The organism is bacterium (genome assembly GCA_035945995.1).
GTDB lineage: Bacteria > Sysuimicrobiota > Sysuimicrobiia > Sysuimicrobiales > Segetimicrobiaceae > DASSJF01.
The window spans coordinates 1-19,010 of record DASYZR010000146.1; the positions used below are offsets into that span (position 1 = coordinate 1).

At 71.3% G+C, this 19,010-nt stretch carries 15 protein-coding genes; all 15 read left to right on the forward strand.

Annotation, left to right across the window (positions count from 1 at the left end):
• On the forward strand, nt 1-1,386 hold a 1,386-nt coding region (gene murF / locus VGZ23_17035), incomplete at its 5' end, for a UDP-N-acetylmuramoyl-tripeptide--D-alanyl-D-alanine ligase (GenBank protein ID HEV2359298.1).
• Nucleotides 1,383-2,384, forward strand: a complete 1,002-nt coding sequence (gene mraY, locus VGZ23_17040) for a phospho-N-acetylmuramoyl-pentapeptide-transferase (protein HEV2359299.1) — start codon at nt 1,383-1,385, stop codon at nt 2,382-2,384. The genes murF and mraY, both read left to right, overlap by 4 nt.
• Complete coding sequence (gene murD, locus VGZ23_17045) at nt 2,381-3,850, forward strand: UDP-N-acetylmuramoyl-L-alanine--D-glutamate ligase (GenBank protein ID HEV2359300.1); 1,470 nt, start codon at nt 2,381-2,383, stop codon at nt 3,848-3,850. The genes mraY and murD overlap by 4 nt, the downstream gene beginning before the upstream one ends.
• On the forward strand, nt 3,841-5,016 hold the full coding sequence (gene ftsW / locus VGZ23_17050) for a putative lipid II flippase FtsW (GenBank protein ID HEV2359301.1): 1,176 nt from the start codon (nt 3,841-3,843) through the stop codon (nt 5,014-5,016). The genes murD and ftsW overlap by 10 nt, the downstream gene beginning before the upstream one ends.
• A gap of 28 nt (nt 5,017-5,044) precedes the next feature.
• A complete protein-coding gene (murG, locus tag VGZ23_17055; GenBank protein ID HEV2359302.1) occupies nt 5,045-6,196 on the forward strand; it encodes an undecaprenyldiphospho-muramoylpentapeptide beta-N-acetylglucosaminyltransferase in 1,152 nt (383 codons plus the stop codon).
• Nucleotides 6,193-7,638, forward strand: coding sequence for a UDP-N-acetylmuramate--L-alanine ligase (gene murC, locus VGZ23_17060; protein ID HEV2359303.1), 1,446 nt, complete (start codon nt 6,193-6,195; stop codon nt 7,636-7,638). The genes murG and murC overlap by 4 nt, the downstream gene beginning before the upstream one ends.
• A complete protein-coding gene (gene murB, locus VGZ23_17065; protein HEV2359304.1) occupies nt 7,631-8,581 on the forward strand; it encodes a UDP-N-acetylmuramate dehydrogenase in 951 nt (316 codons plus the stop codon). The genes murC and murB overlap by 8 nt, the downstream gene beginning before the upstream one ends.
• A 49-nt stretch (nt 8,582-8,630) precedes the next feature.
• Complete coding sequence (locus VGZ23_17070; protein ID HEV2359305.1) at nt 8,631-9,395, forward strand: FtsQ-type POTRA domain-containing protein; 765 nt, start codon at nt 8,631-8,633, stop codon at nt 9,393-9,395.
• A 71-nt stretch (nt 9,396-9,466) separates the two neighbouring features.
• Nucleotides 9,467-10,708 (forward strand): cell division protein FtsA, encoded by a 1,242-nt coding sequence (gene ftsA / locus VGZ23_17075; protein ID HEV2359306.1) that lies wholly within the window; start codon nt 9,467-9,469, stop codon nt 10,706-10,708.
• A gap of 194 nt (nt 10,709-10,902) precedes the next feature.
• Nucleotides 10,903-12,012 carry a cell division protein FtsZ gene (ftsZ, locus tag VGZ23_17080; GenBank protein HEV2359307.1) on the forward strand — a complete coding sequence of 370 codons (1,110 nt, stop codon included), beginning with the start codon at nt 10,903-10,905 and terminating at the stop codon, nt 12,010-12,012.
• A 139-nt stretch (nt 12,013-12,151) separates the two neighbouring features.
• A complete protein-coding gene (locus tag VGZ23_17085; GenBank protein HEV2359308.1) occupies nt 12,152-13,225 on the forward strand; it encodes a site-2 protease family protein in 1,074 nt (357 codons plus the stop codon).
• Nucleotide 13,226: 1 nt separating this feature from the next.
• The gene (locus VGZ23_17090; protein HEV2359309.1) at nt 13,227-14,036 is read left to right on the forward strand and encodes an ABC transporter ATP-binding protein; all 810 of its coding nucleotides are present in this window, start codon (nt 13,227-13,229) and stop codon (nt 14,034-14,036) included.
• Nucleotides 14,033-15,292: an ABC transporter permease gene (locus VGZ23_17095; protein ID HEV2359310.1), complete on the forward strand. Its 1,260-nt coding sequence runs from the start codon at nt 14,033-14,035 to the stop codon at nt 15,290-15,292. Before VGZ23_17090 ends, VGZ23_17095 begins: the two co-directional genes overlap by 4 nt.
• 233 nt (nt 15,293-15,525) lie before the next feature.
• Nucleotides 15,526-16,050, forward strand: coding sequence for a transcriptional regulator NrdR (nrdR, locus tag VGZ23_17100; GenBank protein HEV2359311.1), 525 nt, complete (start codon nt 15,526-15,528; stop codon nt 16,048-16,050).
• Between the two features lie 55 nt (nt 16,051-16,105).
• Nucleotides 16,106-18,691, forward strand: a complete 2,586-nt coding sequence (locus VGZ23_17105; protein ID HEV2359312.1) for an adenosylcobalamin-dependent ribonucleoside-diphosphate reductase — start codon at nt 16,106-16,108, stop codon at nt 18,689-18,691.
• Nucleotides 18,692-19,010 lie beyond the last annotated feature (319 nt).

The following is a 19,010-nucleotide window of genomic DNA, read 5'->3' on the forward strand; positions in this document are numbered from 1 at the left end:
GCCGCGGACGTGGCCGCGCTCGCGGGCGGCGCCGTCGTGCGGGGCGATCCCGCGACCCTCGTGCGCGGGGCCGCGGTCGACAGCCGGGAGATCCAGCCGGGCATGCTCTTCGTGGCCCTCACCGGCGAGCACGCGGACGGCCACGCGTTCGTCCGGGACGCGCTGCGCCGCGGGGCCGTGGCGGCGCTCGTCTCCGGCGGCGCCGGCGACGTTCCGCCGGAGGCCGTACTGATCCGCACGGACGACACACTGCTCGGTCTGCAGCGGCTGGGGCGGGGCCTGCGGGCGCGCCCCCGGAGGGGGGCAGGCCGGCCGTTGCGCGTCGCGGGCATCACCGGCAGCGTCGGCAAGACCTCGACGAAGGAACTGACGGCCCAGGTCCTGGCCGAGCGCTTCACGACCGCGCGGTCGCCCGAAAACTGGAACACGGAGATCGGCGTCCCCCTCGTGCTGGCGAACATGCCCGAGGACGCGGAGGTCGCCGTGCTCGAGATGGCGATGCGCGGCCCCGGCCAGATCCGCGAACTCGTGGAGATCGCGGGGCCCGAGATCGGCGTCGTGACCGCGGTCGGCGAATCGCACATGGACTTCTTCGCGACCCGGGAACACCTCGCCGCGGCGAAGGGCGAGCTCATCGAAGGACTGCCGGCGGATGGGGTGGCGGTGTTGAACGCCGACGATCCGCTCGTCCTGGGGCTCGCCGGCCGCGGCCCGGCACGCGTGATGACGTTCGGCCTCGGCGAGGCGGATGCGATGGCGCGGGCGATCCGGCCGCGGCCCGGGGAGGGGAGCACGTTCGTGCTCCGGATCCCGGGGGACGCTGCGGAGGTCGTCCTCGGCGTCCCGGGACGCCACGCGATCCGCAACGCGCTCGCGGCCGCGGCGGTGGGTGCCGCCCTCGGGATTCCCGCGGCCGAGATCGCCCGAGGGCTCGGCCGCGCCCGCCCGCTCGCGATGCGCCTCGAAGTGCTCCGGCTCGCCGGGGCCACCCTCATCAACGACGTCTACAACAGCAGTCCGCGGTCGGTCGAGGCCGCGCTCGACGTGATGGACGAGTTGCCGGGGCGGCCCCGGATCGCGGTGTTGGGCGACATGCGCGAGTTGGGGGCTTTGGCGGCCGGCGCCCACCGGGAGGTCGGGCGTGAGGTGGCCCGGCGGGGCGTGGGCGTGCTGATCGCGCTCGGTCCGCTGAGCGCGGAGCTGGCCGCGGCCGCGGGGGCCGCCGGCCTTCCCCGCGTGGTCCACACGACCGATCCGGACGAGGCCCTCGCCGCCCTGCGGCGCGAAATCGTCTCGGGCGCCGTGGTGCTGGTCAAGGGCTCGCGGGCGATGGAGATGGAGCGGATCGTGCAGGGACTCGCCCGGGTCCGGCAGGAGGTGCCATGACCTCGGTGCCGGTCGTGTGGATCCTGGCCGCGGTGCTGGTGATCGCCGGCGGGCGGCCGGTGATCGCCTGGCTGGTGCGGACCGGCGCCGTGCAGCGCGTCCGGGACGACGCGGTTGCGCACAAGATGAGTCACGACCCTCACGCGGCCGCACGGCACGCCGCCAAGGCCGGGACCCCGACCATGGGCGGCGTGCTGATCATCGGGGCCCTGCTCATCGCCTCGCTTGTCGTCGCCGGCGCGGCGGGGTGGTTGGACCTGGACCTCGTCGTCGGACTCGCCGCGATCGCGGTGTTCGCGGCGATCGGCGCCCTCGACGACGTGCTCGCGTTCGTCCGCGGCCGGAATTTGGGTCTTCGGGCCCGCGAGAAGTTCGCGCTGCAGATCCCCCCGGCGCTGCTGCTCGGCCTGTACGTGCTTCGGGCGCCGCACCTCGGCGGCACCTTTGCAATTCCCGGCACGGGGGTGCGCTGGGACCTCGGCTGGGGCTACCCGGTCGTCTGTCTCGTTCTGGTGGTCGGCATGGCGAACGCCGTCAACCTCACCGACGGCCTGGACGGCCTGGCCGCGGGGACGGTGGCGATCGGCGCCGCATCACTCGCGGCGCTCGCCGCCCGGGCGGGGGCGGGACCGGCGGCGGTGATCGCTTCGGCCACCGGCGGCGCGGCGCTCGGCTTTCTGTGGTACAACGCCTATCCGGCCGGCGTCTTCATGGGCGACGTCGGCTCGATCGGGCTCGGCGCGGCGCTCGCCGTGGCCGGGGTGCTGTCCAAACACGAGGTGGTGATGCTGGTCGTCGGCGGCGTCGCCGTCGCGGAGGCGCTCTCGGTGATGCTGCAGGTGGGCTGGTTTCGGGCGACCGGCGGGCGCCGGCTGTTTCGCATGAGCCCGATCCACCACCACTTCGAGTTGCGCGGCTGGACGGAGACGCAGACGGTCGTGCGGTTCTGGCTCTGCGGCGCTCTGCTGGCCGCCGTGGGCATGAGGCTCGCCCTGTGATCGCGGACGTCCTCGCGCGCCTGCGCGGGCGGCGCATCCACGTGGTCGGGCTGTCCGGCACGGAGGGCTCGACCGTCGTCGACTTTCTGCTGGCGCACGGGATCACCACCGTCACGGCGCACGATCTCGCCGCCGCCGCCGCCTTTCCCGAGGTCTTCCGCCGGACCCACGAGTGGATGCCGCCGGTCGAGCAGGAGGCCGCGCTCGCGCGCCTCACGCGCGCCCCGATCACGCGCTGCTTCGCCGACCGCTATCTCGAGGGCATCGACCGCGCGGAGATCGTCTACGTGAGCCAGGCGTGGTTCCGGCATCCCGAGAACGAGCCGGTCCGCCGGGTCCGGGATCGGGGCGTGCCGCTCAGCAGCATGACCGCCTTGTTTTTCGAGACCGTACCCTGCCCGATCGCCGGCGTGACCGGCACGAACGGCAAGTTTACCGTGGTGCGCCTCGCCGCGATGATGCTGGCCCGCAGCGGACGGCCGACGTTCGAAACCGGCAACGACCGCACGCACGTGCCGATTCTGTACCGGCTCGACGAGGTGACGCCCGACGCCGTGCTGGTCGTCGAGATCAGCAACCGGCAGCTCGTCGGGCTCGGGTACAGCCCGCATATCGCCGTCGTCACGAACGTCGCCGCCCATCACCTGGACGATCACGGCTCCTTTGCCGCGTACGCCGAAACGAAGCGCGCGATTCTCGCCCATCAGACGGCGCGGGACTGGGCGCTTCTCAACGCCGACGATCCGACGACGCGCGGCTTCGCCGCCGCCTCGCGCGGGCGGGTGCTCTTCTGGAGCCGCACCCGGCCGCTCGACGAGGGCGCGTACATCGCGGACGGCAAGATCGTGTTGCGTCTCGACCGACGCGAGGAGACGGTCGCCGACGCGCGTTTGGCGACGCCCGGCGGCCACACCCTCGAGAACGCCCTCGCCGCGGCGCTGACCGCCCGGGTCGCCGGCGCGGACGCCGGGGCGATCCGCGACGTGCTCCGTGAGTTCCGCGGTCTGCCGCACCGGCTCATGCTCGTCGCGGAGATCGGCGGGGTGCGCTACTACGAGGACTCGCTGGCGACGAATCCGGCGGCCGCCGCCGCGGCGGTGCGGGCCTTCGACCGGCCGATCGTGCTCCTGGCCGGCGGGATGCGCCGGAACGCGACGCCGCGCGATTTCGCCCCGGTCGCGGACGCGCTCCGGGCCCAGACGGTGCGCGGCATCGTGCTCTTCGGCGCCATGGCCCCGCTGCTCGCCGAGGCCGCGGCGTCGGCGGGGGTCGCGGCCCCGGTGATCCGCTGCCGTACCCTCGACGACGCGGTGCCCGCCGCGCGGGCGCTGGCGCGTCCCGGAGACGCCGTGACCCTCTCGCCGGCGTGCGAGAGTTTCGACCAGTACACGGACTACCGGCACCGCGCCGAGCACTACCGCACGCTCGTCGAGGCGCTGGCCCGGGAGGCCGCGGCGTGGACCTGATCCACCGCCGCGGCGCCGCGTGGGGACTCTTCACCATCGTGCTGTTCCTCACGTGCATCGGGGTCGTCATGGTGTACAGCGCGAGCGCCGTCGCCGCGCAGGCGCAGTACCACGACGGCACGTGGTTCCTGAAGCGGCAGCTCCTCTACGAAGCGGTCGGGCTGGCCGGGATGCTGCTGGCGTGGCGCATCCACTACGTGCGGCTCCGGCGCCTGACGTTTCCGGTGCTGGCCGGCACCCTGGTGGCGCTCGGGCTCGTCCTCGTCCCGCACGTCGGCCGGGTCGCCGGGGGCGCCCGGCGATGGCTCGCCCTCGGCGGCCCGGTCAACTTCCAGCCGGCCGAGCTCGCCAAGCTCGCGCTCATCCTCTACCTCGCGCACTTTCTCGCCAACCGGGGCTCCCGCACCCGCGAATTTGGGACCGGCCTGGTCCCCCCGCTCATCGTGCTCGCTCTCGTGGCCGTGCCGATTCTCAAGCAGCCGGACCTCGGATCCGCGCTGATCCTCGTGCTCATCGCGTTCGTCATGCTGTTCATCGGCGGCGCGCGTCTGACGCATCTCCTCGGCATCGCGGCCCTCGCGGTCCCCGCCGTGCTTGCCGTGATCCTCCGCGCCGGCTACCGGAGCCAGCGGCTGCTCGCATTTCTCCACCCCTGGCGCGACCCGCAGGGCAGCGGCTTTCACATCATTCAGTCGCTGCTCGCCATCGGCTCCGGCGGGTTGGTGGGCCTGGGACTCGGCCACAGCCGGCAGAAGTTCTTCTATCTGCCCGAGCGCCACACCGACTTCATCTTCGCGATCATTGGGGAAGAGCTGGGGCTCGTCGGCAGCCTGGTCGTCATCGCGCTGTTCGCCGCGCTCGCCGTCTGGGGGTACCGGCTCGCGACGCGATGCCCCGACCGGTACGGGTCGTTGCTCGTCTCGGGACTCACGACGATGCTGGTCGGGCAGGCGGTGCTCAACATCGGCGTCGTGTCGGGGACGCTGCCGATCACCGGTGTGCCGCTGCCGTTCATCAGTTTCGGCGGGTCGTCGCTCGTGCTTAGCGACATCGCCGTCGGCATCCTGTTGAACGTGTCCCAGTATGCCCGGCCGGACGAGCGGCTCGTACCGTCCGAGTCCCGGCGGCCGATTCTCCGGCGGCGGTCGGCGTGGGCGCGCGGATGACCCAGGTCCCCGCGGGGCGGCCCCGGCGGTGAACGTCGTGCTCGCCGGCGGCGGCAGCGGCGGCCACGTATACCCCGCACTCGCTCTGGCCGGCGCGCTGCGGCGCCGCGACCCCGGCGCCCGCGTGCTCTTCATCGGCAGTAATGCGGGGATGGAGGCGGCGTTGGTACCGGCCGAGGACCTGCCCTTTGCGGGCCTGGCCGTGCGGCCGCCTCGGAGCCGGTCCGCCGCGCGGTCCGCGGTGGCGCTCGCGACCGGAGCCTGGTCGCTTCTCCAGGCCGCCTCGATCGTCGCCCGATTCAAGCCGGATGTCGTGGTGGCGACCGGCGGCATCGCCGCTGCGCCCCCCGTGCTCGCCGCCTGGGTGATGCGGGTGCCGGTGGTGCTGCTGGAAGGCAACGCGGCCCTCGGCCGGGTCAACGCGGTCCTCGCCCGGTTCGCGCGGGCCGTGGCGGTCGCGTCGGCCGAAGCCGCGTCGCGGGTGCCGGGCCGGCGGGCGTTCGTGACGGGGCTGCCCGTGCGGCCGGAGATCTGGTCCACGCCCCGCGACGAGGGAATCCGTGTGTTCGGCCTCGATCCGGGGCGGCGGACGATCGTGGTGGTGGGCGGGAGTCAGGGCGCGGCGCGCCTCAACGCCGCGGTCGATGAGATGGCGCGGCGGCTCGCGGATCGGGCCGATCTGCAAATCCTGCATCAGACCGGACGCGGATGGGCCCGCGGGGATGGCGGGCCGGAGAATGCACCCCGCGGTCCGGCGAGCGCCGCGCGGGACGAGCGCGGCATCCGGCACCTCCGCGCGGCGTACTTCGAGCGGATCGGCCTCGCGTACGGGTGCGCCGACCTCGTCATCAGCCGGTGCGGGGCGACAGCGCTGGCCGAGATCACCGCGTGCGGGCTGCCGGCGATCCTCGCGCCCTACCGCTTTGCGGCCGGCGGCCATCAGGCCGAGAACGCGCTCCCGCTCGCCCGCGCCGGCGCGGCGGTGGTCCTGGAGGATGCGACGCTCGGCGGGGAGGCGCTGGCCCGGGAGGTCCGCGACATCCTCGACACGCCCGGCCGGCGGGACGCCATGGCCGCGCGGTCGCGCGCGCTCGGACATCCCGACGCGGCCGATCGGGTGCTCGACCTGCTCGAGACGTGCCGCGGGGCGGCGGCCGTCTCGAAGGCTTCGCACGCATGACCGCGTCGCCCGCGTCCGGGCTCACCCCCGGCGCGCGCGTCCATCTGGTCGGCATCGGGGGCACCGGTATGAGCGCGATCGCGCAGGTGCTGCTGGCGCGCGGCCACGCGGTGTCCGGCTCCGATCTGCGTGAGAGCGACGCCACCCGGCGGCTGCGCGCCGCCGGGGCGACCGTCCATATCGGGCATGCCGCCGCGTATCTGGCGGGCGCCGAGGTCGTTGTCGTGAGCCGCGCCGTGCCGGAGGACAACGTCGAGATCCGCGCGGCCACCGAGCGCGGCCTGCCGATCGTGCACCGGGCGCGCCTCTTGGCCCACCTTATGGAAGGCCGTCACGCGATCGCCGTGGCCGGCACGCACGGGAAGACGACGACGACCGCCATGATCGCGGCGATTCTCGAGCGGGCCGGCCGCGATCCGACGGCGCTGGTGGGGGGGGAGGTCGCGTCGCTCGGTGGAACGGCGCGCGTGGGCGCGGGCCCCGACGTGGTGGCGGAGGTGGACGAGAGCGACGGGTCGCTGCTCTGGATCGCCCCGCATGTCGCGGTCATCACCCCGCTCGACGCGACGGACCACCTCGACTACTACGGCTCCGAGGGGCGGCTCATGGACACCTTCCGCCGCTTTCTTGAGGGGCTTCCGGCCTCGGGGTTTGCCGTGGTGTGCACCGACGCGGCCGCCGGCCGGGCATTGGCCGCGGGCGCCGGACGGCGGACGGTGACGTACGGTCTCGCGCCGGGCGCCGCGTATACGGCCCAGGTGCTGGAAGCCGAAGGACGGCGCACGGTGTTCGAGGCCCACCGCGGCGGCGCCGTCATCGCACGAATCGTGCTGGCGATTCCGGGCGTGTATAACGCGCTGAACGCGCTCGGTGCGCTGGCGGTGGCGACCGAGCTCGGCGTGCCTCCGGACGTTGCCGCCGCGTCGCTCGCGGCCTTCGACGGGGTGGCGCGGCGGTTCAGCGTGCGCGGCGACGTCGACGGCATCCTCGTCGTGGACGACTACGCGCACAACCCGACCAAGGTCGCGGCCCTGCTGGCGGCCGCACGCCGGGGATGGCCGCGTTCGCGCATCGTCGCGGTGTTTCAACCGCACCGATTCAGCCGGACGCAGACCGTCGGCGCGCAGTTTGCCCACGCGTTCGACGCCGCGGACGAGGTCGTCGTGACCGAGATCTACGCGGCGGACGAACCGCCGATTCCCGGCGTCGACGCGGGGATCATCGTGCGGGCGGCGAGCGCTCACCGGCTCGTCCGGTTCGTCCCCGAGCTCGCCGACGCCGCGGCCCTGCTCGCGGCCGAAGCGCGGCCGGGAGACCTCATTCTGACGATCGGTGCCGGGGACGTCTGGAAGGTCGCCGACGATGTCGTCGCCCGCTTGGCCCGCCGCGGCGGCCCGGGCGGGGTGGGCGCGGCGCGGCATGCGGAGGCCGGGAGTGGCTAGGGAGGACCTTCACGCCGTGGCGGCCGCGCTCGAGCGGCTGTGCCCGGGCGCGGTCCGCCGGAACGAACCGCTCGCGCGCCACGTATCGTTCCGCATCGGCGGTCCGGCGGACATCCTCGTCCTGCCCGGCACGCTCGAGGCCCTCGACGCCGCGGTGGCGTGGCTCTATGCGGAGGGTCTGCCGTTTGTCGTGCTCGGCCGGGGCAGCAACGTGCTGATCGCCGACCGCGGTGTCCGCGGCGTGGTGGTGAAGACCGGCCGCGGCCAGGAGGGAATCACGTACGACGGGCCCCGCGTGCACGCCGAGTCCGGGGTCAGCGTGCCGCACCTGAGCCGGCGCACGGCGGAGCGGGGGCTCACGGGGCTCGAGTTCGCGGCGGGGATTCCGGGGTCGGTCGGCGGCGCGGTCGTGATGAACGCCGGCGCCCACGGCTGCTCGGTCGCCGATGTGCTCGTGTCCGCGCGGGTCCGCACGCCGCGGGGCATCGCGACCTGGACGGCCGCGGAGCTGGCCTTCCGGTACCGGCACAGCCGGCTCCAGGACGAGCCGGGGGTCGTTCTCGACTGCGACCTGGCGCTGCGTCCGCAGGCGGCGGAGGAAGCCGTCGCCCGGTTGGAGTCCTGGCTCCGCACCCGGGCGGAGAGCCAGCCGCTGGGCCCGCCGAGTTCGGGGTGCATCTTCCGCAATCCGGACGGCGATTACGCCGGGCGCCTCATCGAGGCCGCGGGTGCGATGGGGCTCCGGGTCGGCGGTGCCGTGGTGAGCGACCGCCACGCCAACTACATTCTCAACAGCGGTGGCGCGACGGCGCGGGACGTGTTGGCGTTGATCGATGCCGTCCGCGCCCGGGTCCGCGACGATGCCGGCGCCGATCTGGCGACGGAGATCAAGATGCTTGGCGAGTTCGCCCCTCCTAATGGGCGCGGCCATCCCCGGCCCTGACGGCCCGGCGCCGGGACCCGGTGCCCGGGCGAGGCCCGTTGGACCGCGGGTGGTCCGCTTTCTCGCGGCCATGGCCGTCCTGTGCGGTATCGCGTCGTTTGCCCAGTCGAGCGCCTTCGACGTCCAGTCCGTCACCGTCGCCGGCAACGAGGCGGTGGCATCGGACGAGATCGTCGCCCGGGCCGGGGTGCGGCCCGGGATGAGCATGTTTGCCGTCAACGTCGACCGGGTCCAGGAGCGGCTGCGCGGGGATCAACGGCTCGCCGACGTCTCGGTCGGCGTGGGCTTCCCCGACCGCGTTGAGATTTCGGTCCGGGAGCAGACCCCCGCCGCGGCTCTGCGCGTCACGGATGGCTACGTCCTGGTCGGCCGGGACGGGGTGGCGATCGCCGCGCGGCCGGTGTCCGGCACGCTGCCCATCCTGATCGTCGACCGCCTCGACCCGGCCATCGTGCAGGTCGGCGTCGCCGTGCCGTCCGCGGACGTCCGGCTGGGAGCCGGCATCGCGGCGTCGCTGCCCGGCGATCTGCGTCCCGACGTCGCCTCCGTCCGTGTGGACGGGGGCGGGGAGGTCGTCCTCTACACCCGTGACGGGATCGCGGTGCGGGCCGGCGCGCCGGACGGCGTGCAGGACCGGATCGCCCGGCTGGTGGACGTGCTGGCGGCGATTCGGGCCCGGGGGATGCGGGTCGAGTACGTGGATCTCCGCTTTCCCGGCAGCGTGATCGTGAAGCCGATTGTGAAACCGGCCGGGGCCTCCGGCCTGCCCCAAGGCGCCCTGCCGGCCGCGGGGCGGCAGGAGAAGTTTTCGTAGCGTTGAATTCACGCCTGATGCACCATTCGAACCTTTAGTCGCAGCCGTACTCGTGCCCGGAGGTGCACCCGTTGGCGAAACGGGGGCCCTTGGTCGGCCTGGACATCGGGACCACCAAGGTCTGTGTCATAATCGCAGAGCCCGATGACGACGGGGAGGTCCACATCACGGGTGTGGGGACCTCCCCGTCTCTTGGTGTCCGGAAGGGTGTCGTCGTCGATCTCGACACCACCACCCGTGCCATCGAAGAGGCCGTCGAGGGCGCCGAGCGCATGGCCGGCGTCAAGGCCGCCGGCGCGGTCGTGGCGGTGTCGGGGGAGCACATCGCGTCGCAGAACAGCCGCGGCGTCGTCGCGGTGTCGCGAACCGACCGCGAGATCGGCGACGCCGACGTGTCCCGCGTCGTCGAGGCCGCGCGCATGGCGGCCATTCCCGGCAGCGACCGGGAGATCATCCACCTGCTGCCGCGCGACTTTCTCGTGGACGGTCAGGACGGCGTCCGCAACCCCGTGGGCATGTACGGGATGCGCCTCGAGGTCGAGGCCCACATTGTGACGGGCGCCAGCACCCTGCTCGCGAACCTGTTGAAGTGCATCCAGCGCGCCGGCCTCGAGGTCGACGATCTCGTCCTCGAGCCGCTGGCCTCGGGCGAAGCCGTTCTGACGCAGGCCGAGCGCGACCTCGGCGTGGCGCTCGTCGACATCGGCGGCGGCACCACGAGCATCGGGGTGTTCTCCGGCGGCAGCCTGTGCCACGCGACCGTCCTGCCCGTCGGCGGCAACCACGTCACGAACGACATCGCCGTCGGGCTCCGCACCCCGATCGCCGAGGCTGAGAAGCTCAAGATCCGGCACGGCTGCGCGGCCGCGGGGATGGCGGCGGAGGGCGAACTGATCGAGGTCTTCCACATCGGCAGCCGCGAGCCGCGGATCCTCCCGCGGCGGGTGCTCGGGGAGATCATCGAGCCGCGGATCGACGAGATCTGCGGAATGATCAAATCCCAGCTCAAGCGGTCCGGTTACGCGCAGATGATGCCGGCCGGCCTCGTGGCGACCGGCGGAGGCGCGCTGCTCGCCGGTCTCGCCGAAGCGGCCGGCGAAAAGATCGATATGCCGGCACGGGTCGGCGCGCCCGACGTCGGCGGCAGCATGGCCGATACGGTCGGGAGTCCGGTGTACGCGACCGGGGTGGGGCTCGTGCTCCACGCCGCGCGCCAGCGTGGACCCGGCCGCATGGTCCGGGCGAGCGACGGCAACGGCAGCATGTTCGGCCGGCTCCGGCAGTGGTTTCGCGAGTTCGCGCACGGAGGATGACGAGGCACGGCCACTAGACCGCGCGGCACACGACGCACCACATCGGCGGCATTTCATTTCAGCGGAGACGAGGCGCGAACATGACGGAGAAACGGTGGCACCCGGTCCAGCGCATGATCTCGGAACGTCCAGCGGCGGCAGCATCGGCGGCACGCGCAGCAGACGGCGTCTCTGAACCGGCGGGAGGGGTGAAGATGGTGAACCTAGAGCGGGATCTCCGGCGCTACGCGGCGATCAAGGTTGTAGGCGTGGGCGGCGGCGGCAGCAACGCCGTCAACCGCATGATTACCGCGGGGCTCCGCGGAGTCGAGTTCCTCGCCATCAACACCGACGCCCAGGCCCTGGCCCTCAGCAACGCCGACCGGAAGATCCACATCGGCGGGAAGGTAACGCGGGGCCTCGGCGCGGGCGGCGATCCCGAGATCGGCCGGCAGGCGGCGGAAGAAAGCCGCGAGGAGCTCGTCGAGGCCCTGGAGGGCGCCGACATGGTCTTCGTGACCGCCGGCATGGGCGGCGGCACCGGGACCGGCGGCGCGCCGATCGTCGCTCAGATCGGCCGGGAGTTGGGGGCGCTGACGATCGGCGTGGTGACCCGGCCGTTCGGGTTCGAGGGGCGGCGCCGCGCGGGCGCGGCCGACGAAGGCGTGCGGAATCTCCGGCAGCGGGTCAACACCGTCATCACCATCCCCAACGACCGCCTTCTCCAAGTTGTGGATAAGAGCGCGACCGTCGTCGAGGCGTTTCGCGTGGCGGACGACGTGCTGCGGCAGGGCGTGCAGGGGATCGCGGACCTCATTACCGTCCCGGGCCTGATCAACCTCGATTTCGCCGACGTACGCACCATCATGGCCGAGGCGGGTTCCGCCTTGATCGGGATCGGCGTCGGCAACGGGGAGGGCCGCGCGTCGGCGGCCGCCCAAGCGGCGATCTCGAGCCCGCTCTTGGAGACGTCCATGGACGGCGCGCGCGGTGTCTTGATGAACATCACGGGCGGCCTTGATCTCGGGCTCCACGAGGTCAACGAAGCGGCCGCGGTCGTGCAGAAGGCCGCGGATCCAGAAGCGAACATCATCTTCGGCGCGGTGATCGACGAGCGCCTCGACGGCGAGGTGCGGATCACCGTGATCGCGACCGGCTTCGAGGCGCGGCGGGAGGAGATCGAGTCCGTGGCGGAGCCGGCCGCCGTGCGCGCGGCCTCCTCCGGCGGGGATCCCGGTTCGCGCGGGGCAGGGCGGCCGGGACGCGAGGGCGGACGTCTCGGACTCGACGATCTCGACATCCCGGCGTTCTTGCGGAAGCGGTGAATGTGGAGGTCTGACACGACCGCCGCCTGACCGACGGGCGCCGGCGCGGCGGGTTCAACCCGAGAGCGGCCCCGCACACGGGTATAACCGTGTCAGCGGGGCCTTCTTTCGTGCGCGGCGCGGTGGTAGGCTAAGGACTATGGCGTTGCCTCCCGAGTACTTCGCCGCCGCCCGCGCGGCGGTCGAAGCGTCCTTCCCCGTGCAGGAAGTGTGGTTCCAAGACGGCCGCCCGGCGTTCACGATCGTGTCCGGCGCCGACGACAAGGCGCGGTTCCTGGAGTTGCGGGCGCGCCTGCGGGGACTGGGCGTGCTCCCGTTGATGCGCCGGCGCGCCGGGGAGACGGTGATTTTGCTCGCGGCCCAGCCGTCCGCCACACCGACGGCCTGGCGGTGGCCGGTGCTGTTGTTCGCCGGGACGCTCGCCACGACGTTTGTGGCCGGATACCTCAACGCCGAGGGCGCGTGTGTCCCGGGGCTGCTGAAGCCGGTGCCCGGAGGCATCGCGTTCGGACTGTCGTTGATGGCGATTCTGGTCTGTCACGAGATGGGACACAAGGTGGTGTCGATCTGGCGAGGCATCGACGCGAGTCTGCCCTATTTCATTCCGATGCCGCCCCTCCCGGGCCTCGCGATCGGGACCCTCGGCGCGGTGATCTTCACGCGCACGCCGGCGCCCAATCGGGACGCGCTCGTCGAGCTCGGGGCGAGCGGGCCGCTGGCCGGCTTCGCCGTGGCGATCCCCATCCTCGTCTACGGGGTGTCGCACTCGCTGGTGATCTCGCACGCGGCGATCGTGGCCCACAATTGCCGGCTGGTCGCGGTCCCGACGCCGCTGCTCGTCGACCTGCTGATCGGACGGCTGCTCCATCCGGCGGCCAACGCGGACGTCATCATCCATCCGATGGCGTTCGCGGGCTGGGTGGGTCTGCTCGTCACCGCGCTCAACCTCCTGCCGGCCAGCATGCTGGACGGCGGCCACGTCAGCCGCGCGGTGTTCGGGCCCCGCTGGCACATGGCCGTCTCGTACCTCGCGGTGGTGGTGGGTATCGCGTTGGGCTACTGGCTCATGAGCGTTCTGATCCTGTTCATGCTCCGGCGCGGCCATCCGGGCCCGCTCGACGACTGCTCGCCGGCCGGTCCGCTTCATCTCGCCGTGGCGGCCGCGCTGCTGCCGGTATTCGTGCTGAGCGCCGTGCGCCTGGGGTTGTTCTGACATGAGGCGGACCTTCGAGCGGGAGCCTCTCGTCGCCCCGCGCGCGGGGCAGGAGGACGCGCGGGACGGCGACGGGCAGCGGCTCCTCGTCGAGGCGCGCGACCTCGAGAAGCGGTTCAAGACGTACCACGCGGTGCGGGGGGTGTCGTTCGCCTGCTACGCGGGCGAAGTGTTCGGGCTGCTCGGCCCGAACGGCGCGGGCAAGACCACGACGATCCGCATGCTGACGACCGTGCTGCGCCCGACCGCGGGGACCGCGCGGATCGCCGGGCACGACGTCGTTCGCGAGGCCGCGGAGGTGCGGCGGACGATCGGCGTGCTCCCGGAGAACGCGGGGGTGTACGGCCGTCTCACGGCGCGCGAAGCGATCCGGTACGCCGGACGGTTATACGGCCTGCCGCCCCATGACCTGGAGCGGCGGATCGTCGAGATCGCCGACGCCCTCGAACTCACCGAACATCTTGACCGGCTCACCGACACGTTCAGCAAGGGCATGAAGCAGAAGGTGAACGTCGCCCGCGCGCTCATTCACGACCCGCCCGTCGTGTTCCTCGACGAGCCGACCTCCGGGCTCGACGTCATTTCCGCGCGGTCGGTGCGCGACTTCGTCCTGCGGTTCAAGGCGGAGGGCCGGTGCGTCATCCTCTCGACCCACGTGATGGACGAAGCCGAGCGCCTGTGCGATCGCGTCGCCATCATCGCCGGGGGCCGCATCCGCGCCGAGGGCGCGCTCGAGGAGCTCAAGGCCGAGACGGGAAAGGGCCTCGAGGAGATCTTCATGGCGTTGGTCGAGCAGGGAGTCGTCACATGATCCGGGCCGCGTGGGGCTGGGTGCGGGGCGCCGGCGGGGACCGGCGGGCCCGGTCGCGGTCCCAGGAGACCGGGACGTGGATTCGCGGCGTCTACGTCAAGGAGACGCTCGAGGCCTTCCGCGACCGCCGCAGCCTGATGGTGATGGTGGTTTTGCCGGCGGTGATCATGCCGGTCGTCACGCTCGGCATTCCGTACCTCGAGCAGCGCCAGCAGCACATGATCAAGACCGTGACGCCGGACGTGGCCGTCGTCGGCGACGCGCCGAACCTCGTGCATCTCGCATACACGAGCAAGCTGATCACACCGGTGCGCACCGACGATCCGAACAAGGCCCTGCGAGAGCGGCGCGTGCTGGCCGTGCTCAGGATTCCGCCCAACTTCGACCGGCTCGTCGCGCGCGACACGCAGACGCACGTCGGCGTGCTGTACGACGCCAGCAACACGGAGAGCGTCGCGGCCCGCGCCCGGGTCGTCTCCCTGATCTCACAGTACAGCCAGGCGGTGGTAGCGCGGCGGCTCATCGCCCGCCACATCAACCCCAGGGACCTCCTGCCGGTGGTGCTCGACGAGCGCAACGTGGCCACCCAGCGTCAGCTCTCCGGCCTGCTGCTTGCCAGCCTGCTGCCTTTCTTCATCGCGATGTGGGCCACGGTCGGCGGTATGTCCCTCGCCGTCGACGAGGCGGCGGGCGAGAAGGAGCGCGGGACCCTCGAGTCGCTCCTGGTGACGCCGCCGTCGCGGGAGGCGATCGTCGTCGGGAAGTTCCTGTCGGTCCTGACGGCCTCGGTGGGTGCCGTGATCGTGGTCGTCATCGCGATGATGATCAGCTTGCGGTGGGGCTATCCCTACGTCCTCCACACGACGGAGAAGCTCAACGTCAGCCTGCCGATGGGGACCGCGGCGGTGCTCCTCGGCATCGCCATCCTGTTCGCCGCCCTGATGAGCGGCGTCCAGCTCATGATGAGCATCTACGCCAAGTCTCCGCGGGAGGCGCAGCAGTTCATCACGCCGCTGTACTTCATCACGGTGCTGCCGGCGCTGGCGGTCCAGTACATCACGGAATGGCAGATGAACGCTTGGGCGTATCTCGCCCCGGTGCTGAACACGTTCTTCGCGTTCCGGGAGTTGCTGCTCGGGACGGTCAACTGGGGGCACCTCGCGCTGGCCGGGGTCTCCTCGGCGTTCTACGCCGCGCTCGCCGTCGAGGGCGCGATCGTCCTGATGAGCCGCGAGTCGGTGATCTTCCGCACGTAGCCCATCCCGGACCCGCGCGGGCGAGAAAAACGGAGAGCGGCAGTCCCTCCGGAGGCCGCGCCCGGCGATGGGCTGCCGGGGGCACATTCTCCGGCACTGCATCGCGTCCTACGCAAGCGATTCCGGAAATTCACGTAATAACCCCTCATTTGGCCTCCATTTTGCCTTGAGATACAATATCTAGTATGCTACGATTCCTTTCGCGCTAGATATAGGAGGAAGATCGAACAACCGTGCGGTGTCCTTCCTGCGGACTCAAAGAAACCCGGGTACTTGATTCCCGGCCGGCTGAGGACGGCGACGGAATCCGCCGAAGGCGCGAATGTGAGGCCTGCCACCGGCGGTTTACGACGTTCGAGCGCGCCGAGCGGGCCGCCCTCTATGTACTCAAGCGGAATGGGGGCCGGGAGCGGTTCGATCGGGCAAAGATCCTGCGGGGTCTCAGGCTGGCGTGCGAAGGCCGGCCGGTGGAGGACGGGGCGCTCGAAGACATCGCCGACGAGATCGAGCGGACGGCGCTCGAGCAGGGGACCGGCGCCATCAAGAGCCGTGTGATCGGCGATGCGGTGATCGAGCGCCTCCGGCGGCTCGATGACGTGGCGTATGTGCGGTTTGCTTCTGTGTACCGGCGTCTGGGAGACGTCGACCGGCTGGTGGAGGAGATCCAGGCGCTGAAGGCCCGCAAGCAGATGGAAGCCGAGCTCGCTTCGCAGGTGCTGCTGATTCCGCTCGCTCCACACCGTCCGGAGCAGAACTAATTCCATGACCGTCGACCCCAGGGCTCAGTCCAATTCTGTCCGGGAGGAACCGCCGATGGCGCAGACGTCGGACCAGAAGACGACGGCCCAGACTTCCCAGGCCGCCCCCACGCAGCAGGCCTCCGCGGCGCCGGCCGGCGAGGGTGCCAAAGCGCTGCCGGCGGAGACGCTCGAGTTTTTCAAGGGCGACGAGCTGCGCGCGCGCGTGTTCTACGACAAGTACGCGCTGCGCGACCCGGACGGCCGCGTGCTGGAGCCGACGCCGGTGGAGATGTGGAAGCGGATCGCTCGCGGCCTCGCCTCGGTGGAGCCAACCGAGGAGGCGCGCGAGCGGTACACGAGCGAGTTCTACTGGCTGATGGAGTCCTTCCGCTTCATACCCGGCGGCCGCATCATGCACGCGATCGGCAACAACAAGCGCGTGACGGCTCTGAACTGTTACGTCGATCCCATACACGAAGACTCCATCGAAGCGATCTTTCAGTGGATGAAGGAGGCGGCGCGGACATACTCGCTCGGCGGCGGCGTCGGCGTAGACATCAGCATTCTTCGCCCCGTCGGAGCACCGGTCAACAACGCCGCGCGGACGAGCACCGGTTCGATCTCCTTCATGGAACTCATGTCGCTCACCACCGGTACGATCGGGCAGAGCGGCCGGCGCGGCGCGCTGATGATCACGATCGCCGACGATCATCCCGACGTGCTGGCGTTCACCAAGATCAAGCGCAACATGGATCGAGTGCGCTTCGCCAACATCAGCGTGCGCATCAGCGATGCCTTCATGCGGGCTGTCGAGGCGGATCAACCGTGGACGCTTAAATTTTCCAACGAGCGCGTGAAGGTAGAGCGGAGCGTTCCTGCGCGTGAAATCTGGCGAGAACTGATTTACGGTGCGACGCACCACGCCGAGCCCGGCGTCATCTTCTGGGACTCGATCAAGCGGTGGAGCACGTCCGAGTACAACAACATGAACGTGATCACGACCAATCCGTGCTCGGAAATTCCATTGGAACCGTACGGCTGTTGCTGTCTCGGCAACCTCGGGCTCTCCGAATTTGTGCTGGATGAGTTTAGCCCCCAGGCGCAGGTGGACTGGCCCCACCTGGAGCATGCATTGCGGCTGGCGACCCGGTTCCTAGACGACGTCCTCGATTACAACGCAGACAAACATCCCCTCCCCGCTCAACGGGAAGCCAGCCTCCACTCGCGGCGCATCGGGGTCGGTTTCACCGGCCTGGGGGATATGCTGTGCAAGCTGCGGCTCAAGTACGACACGCGCGAGGCGGTGGAGTTCGTCGACGGCATGTTCGACCGCATCAAGAACATCGTCTACGACGAAAGCGTGAACCTCGCCGTCGAGAAGGGGACGTTTCCGGGCTATGATGCGGAGCGGCATCTCCAAAGCCCGTTCCTCCAGACGCTCGCCCCGGAGGTCCTCCGGCGGATCCGGACACACGGGCTCCGCAACGTGGCGCTGCTCACGGTGCCGCCGGTCGGCAGCGGGGCGGCGCTCGCGGGCACGACGAGCGGCATCGAGCCGATCTTCGACCTCGGCTACACGCGCCGGAGCGAGTCCCTCTCGCAGAAGACGTTCACCGTCTACCATCCGCTCGTCAGGGCGTATATGGAGCGGTTCGGCGTCGCGGACGAGGCGGCGGTGCCCGAGTTCTTCGTCACCGCGCACGAGATCCAGCCGGAGATGCGGGTCGAGATGCAGGCGGCGATCCAGAAGCACATCGACCACTCGATCTCGTCGACCGTCAACTGCGCGGCCGACACGACAGAGGAGGACGTCGCCAAGATCTACTTCCTGGCCTGGCAGAAGGGGTGCAAGGGCATCACCGTCTACCGCGAGAACAGCCGCGAGAACATCCTGACCGCGGGAACGAAGAAGGACAAGCCGGCGCAGGAGGCGGCCGCAGCGCCCGCCAAACCGGCGGAGCCCTCGCCGGCGTCGGCGGTGCTCGGGGCGCCGCACGGCGCGCCCGAGTCCAGACAGCGGACCCGCGGACGGCCCAAGGTCACGACCGGCCGGACCGAGCGGATCGAAACCCCGCGCGGCCGGATCTACGTCACGATCAACGAGGACGCCCACGGCATCTGCGAGGTGTTCGTGCAGTCGCTCGACGTGGAAGCGGACGCGGTGGGGCGGCTCGCGTCGCTGTCGCTCCGGACCGGCGCTGATCCCCGCCACGTCATCGAGCAGTTGTGGCGCGTGCAGTCGCGCGAGGTGGCGGTCGACCGCTCGGGCGACGGCACCGTGGTCCGCGTCACCACGATCGCCCAGGGCGTCGCGCTCGCGCTCGGCCGCGCCCTCTACGGCCCCGGCTTCCGGCCGGACCAGGTGTTCCCGATGGCCGATCGTCTGCCCGCCCCATCGCCGCGCGGCGGCAACGGCAACGGCCACGGCGGCAACGGCAACGGACATGCGGGTCCCGACGCATCCTCGGCGTCCGGGGCCGCCGCCCCCGACGTCGCGGTGTCCCTTGCCCCGGCGCCCGCGCCGGTGTCCGCCGACGCGCGCGAGGTGCAGGAGCCGCTCTTGACCTTCGCCGGCGTCTGCCCCGATTGCGGCGGTTCGCTCGCATTCGAAAACGGCTGCAGCCACTGCCGCAACTGCGGCTATTCGAAATGTTTGTAGCGGTCCGTCCCTAGGAAGCACGGTCGAAGGCGGCCCGCGCAGTGCACTGCGCGGGCCGCCGCGTCTCACACGGCGCGCCGCTGGGCAAGAAAAGACCGTCGGGGCCGGTGCCGGCCGGCGGCCCGCGAAAAGGGTCCTTCCCGGAAGATTCCGAAGGGACAGCCCTGAGAGCCGATGACCAGCGCGCCTCCCTACGGACCGCTGCTCGAGAACATCTCCGACGGCGTGCTCCTGCTGGACGGAAGCGGCACTATCATGTACGCTAGTCCGGCCGCCACGCGAATCCTGGGCTTAGAGGCCGCCGAGCTCGGCGGCCGCA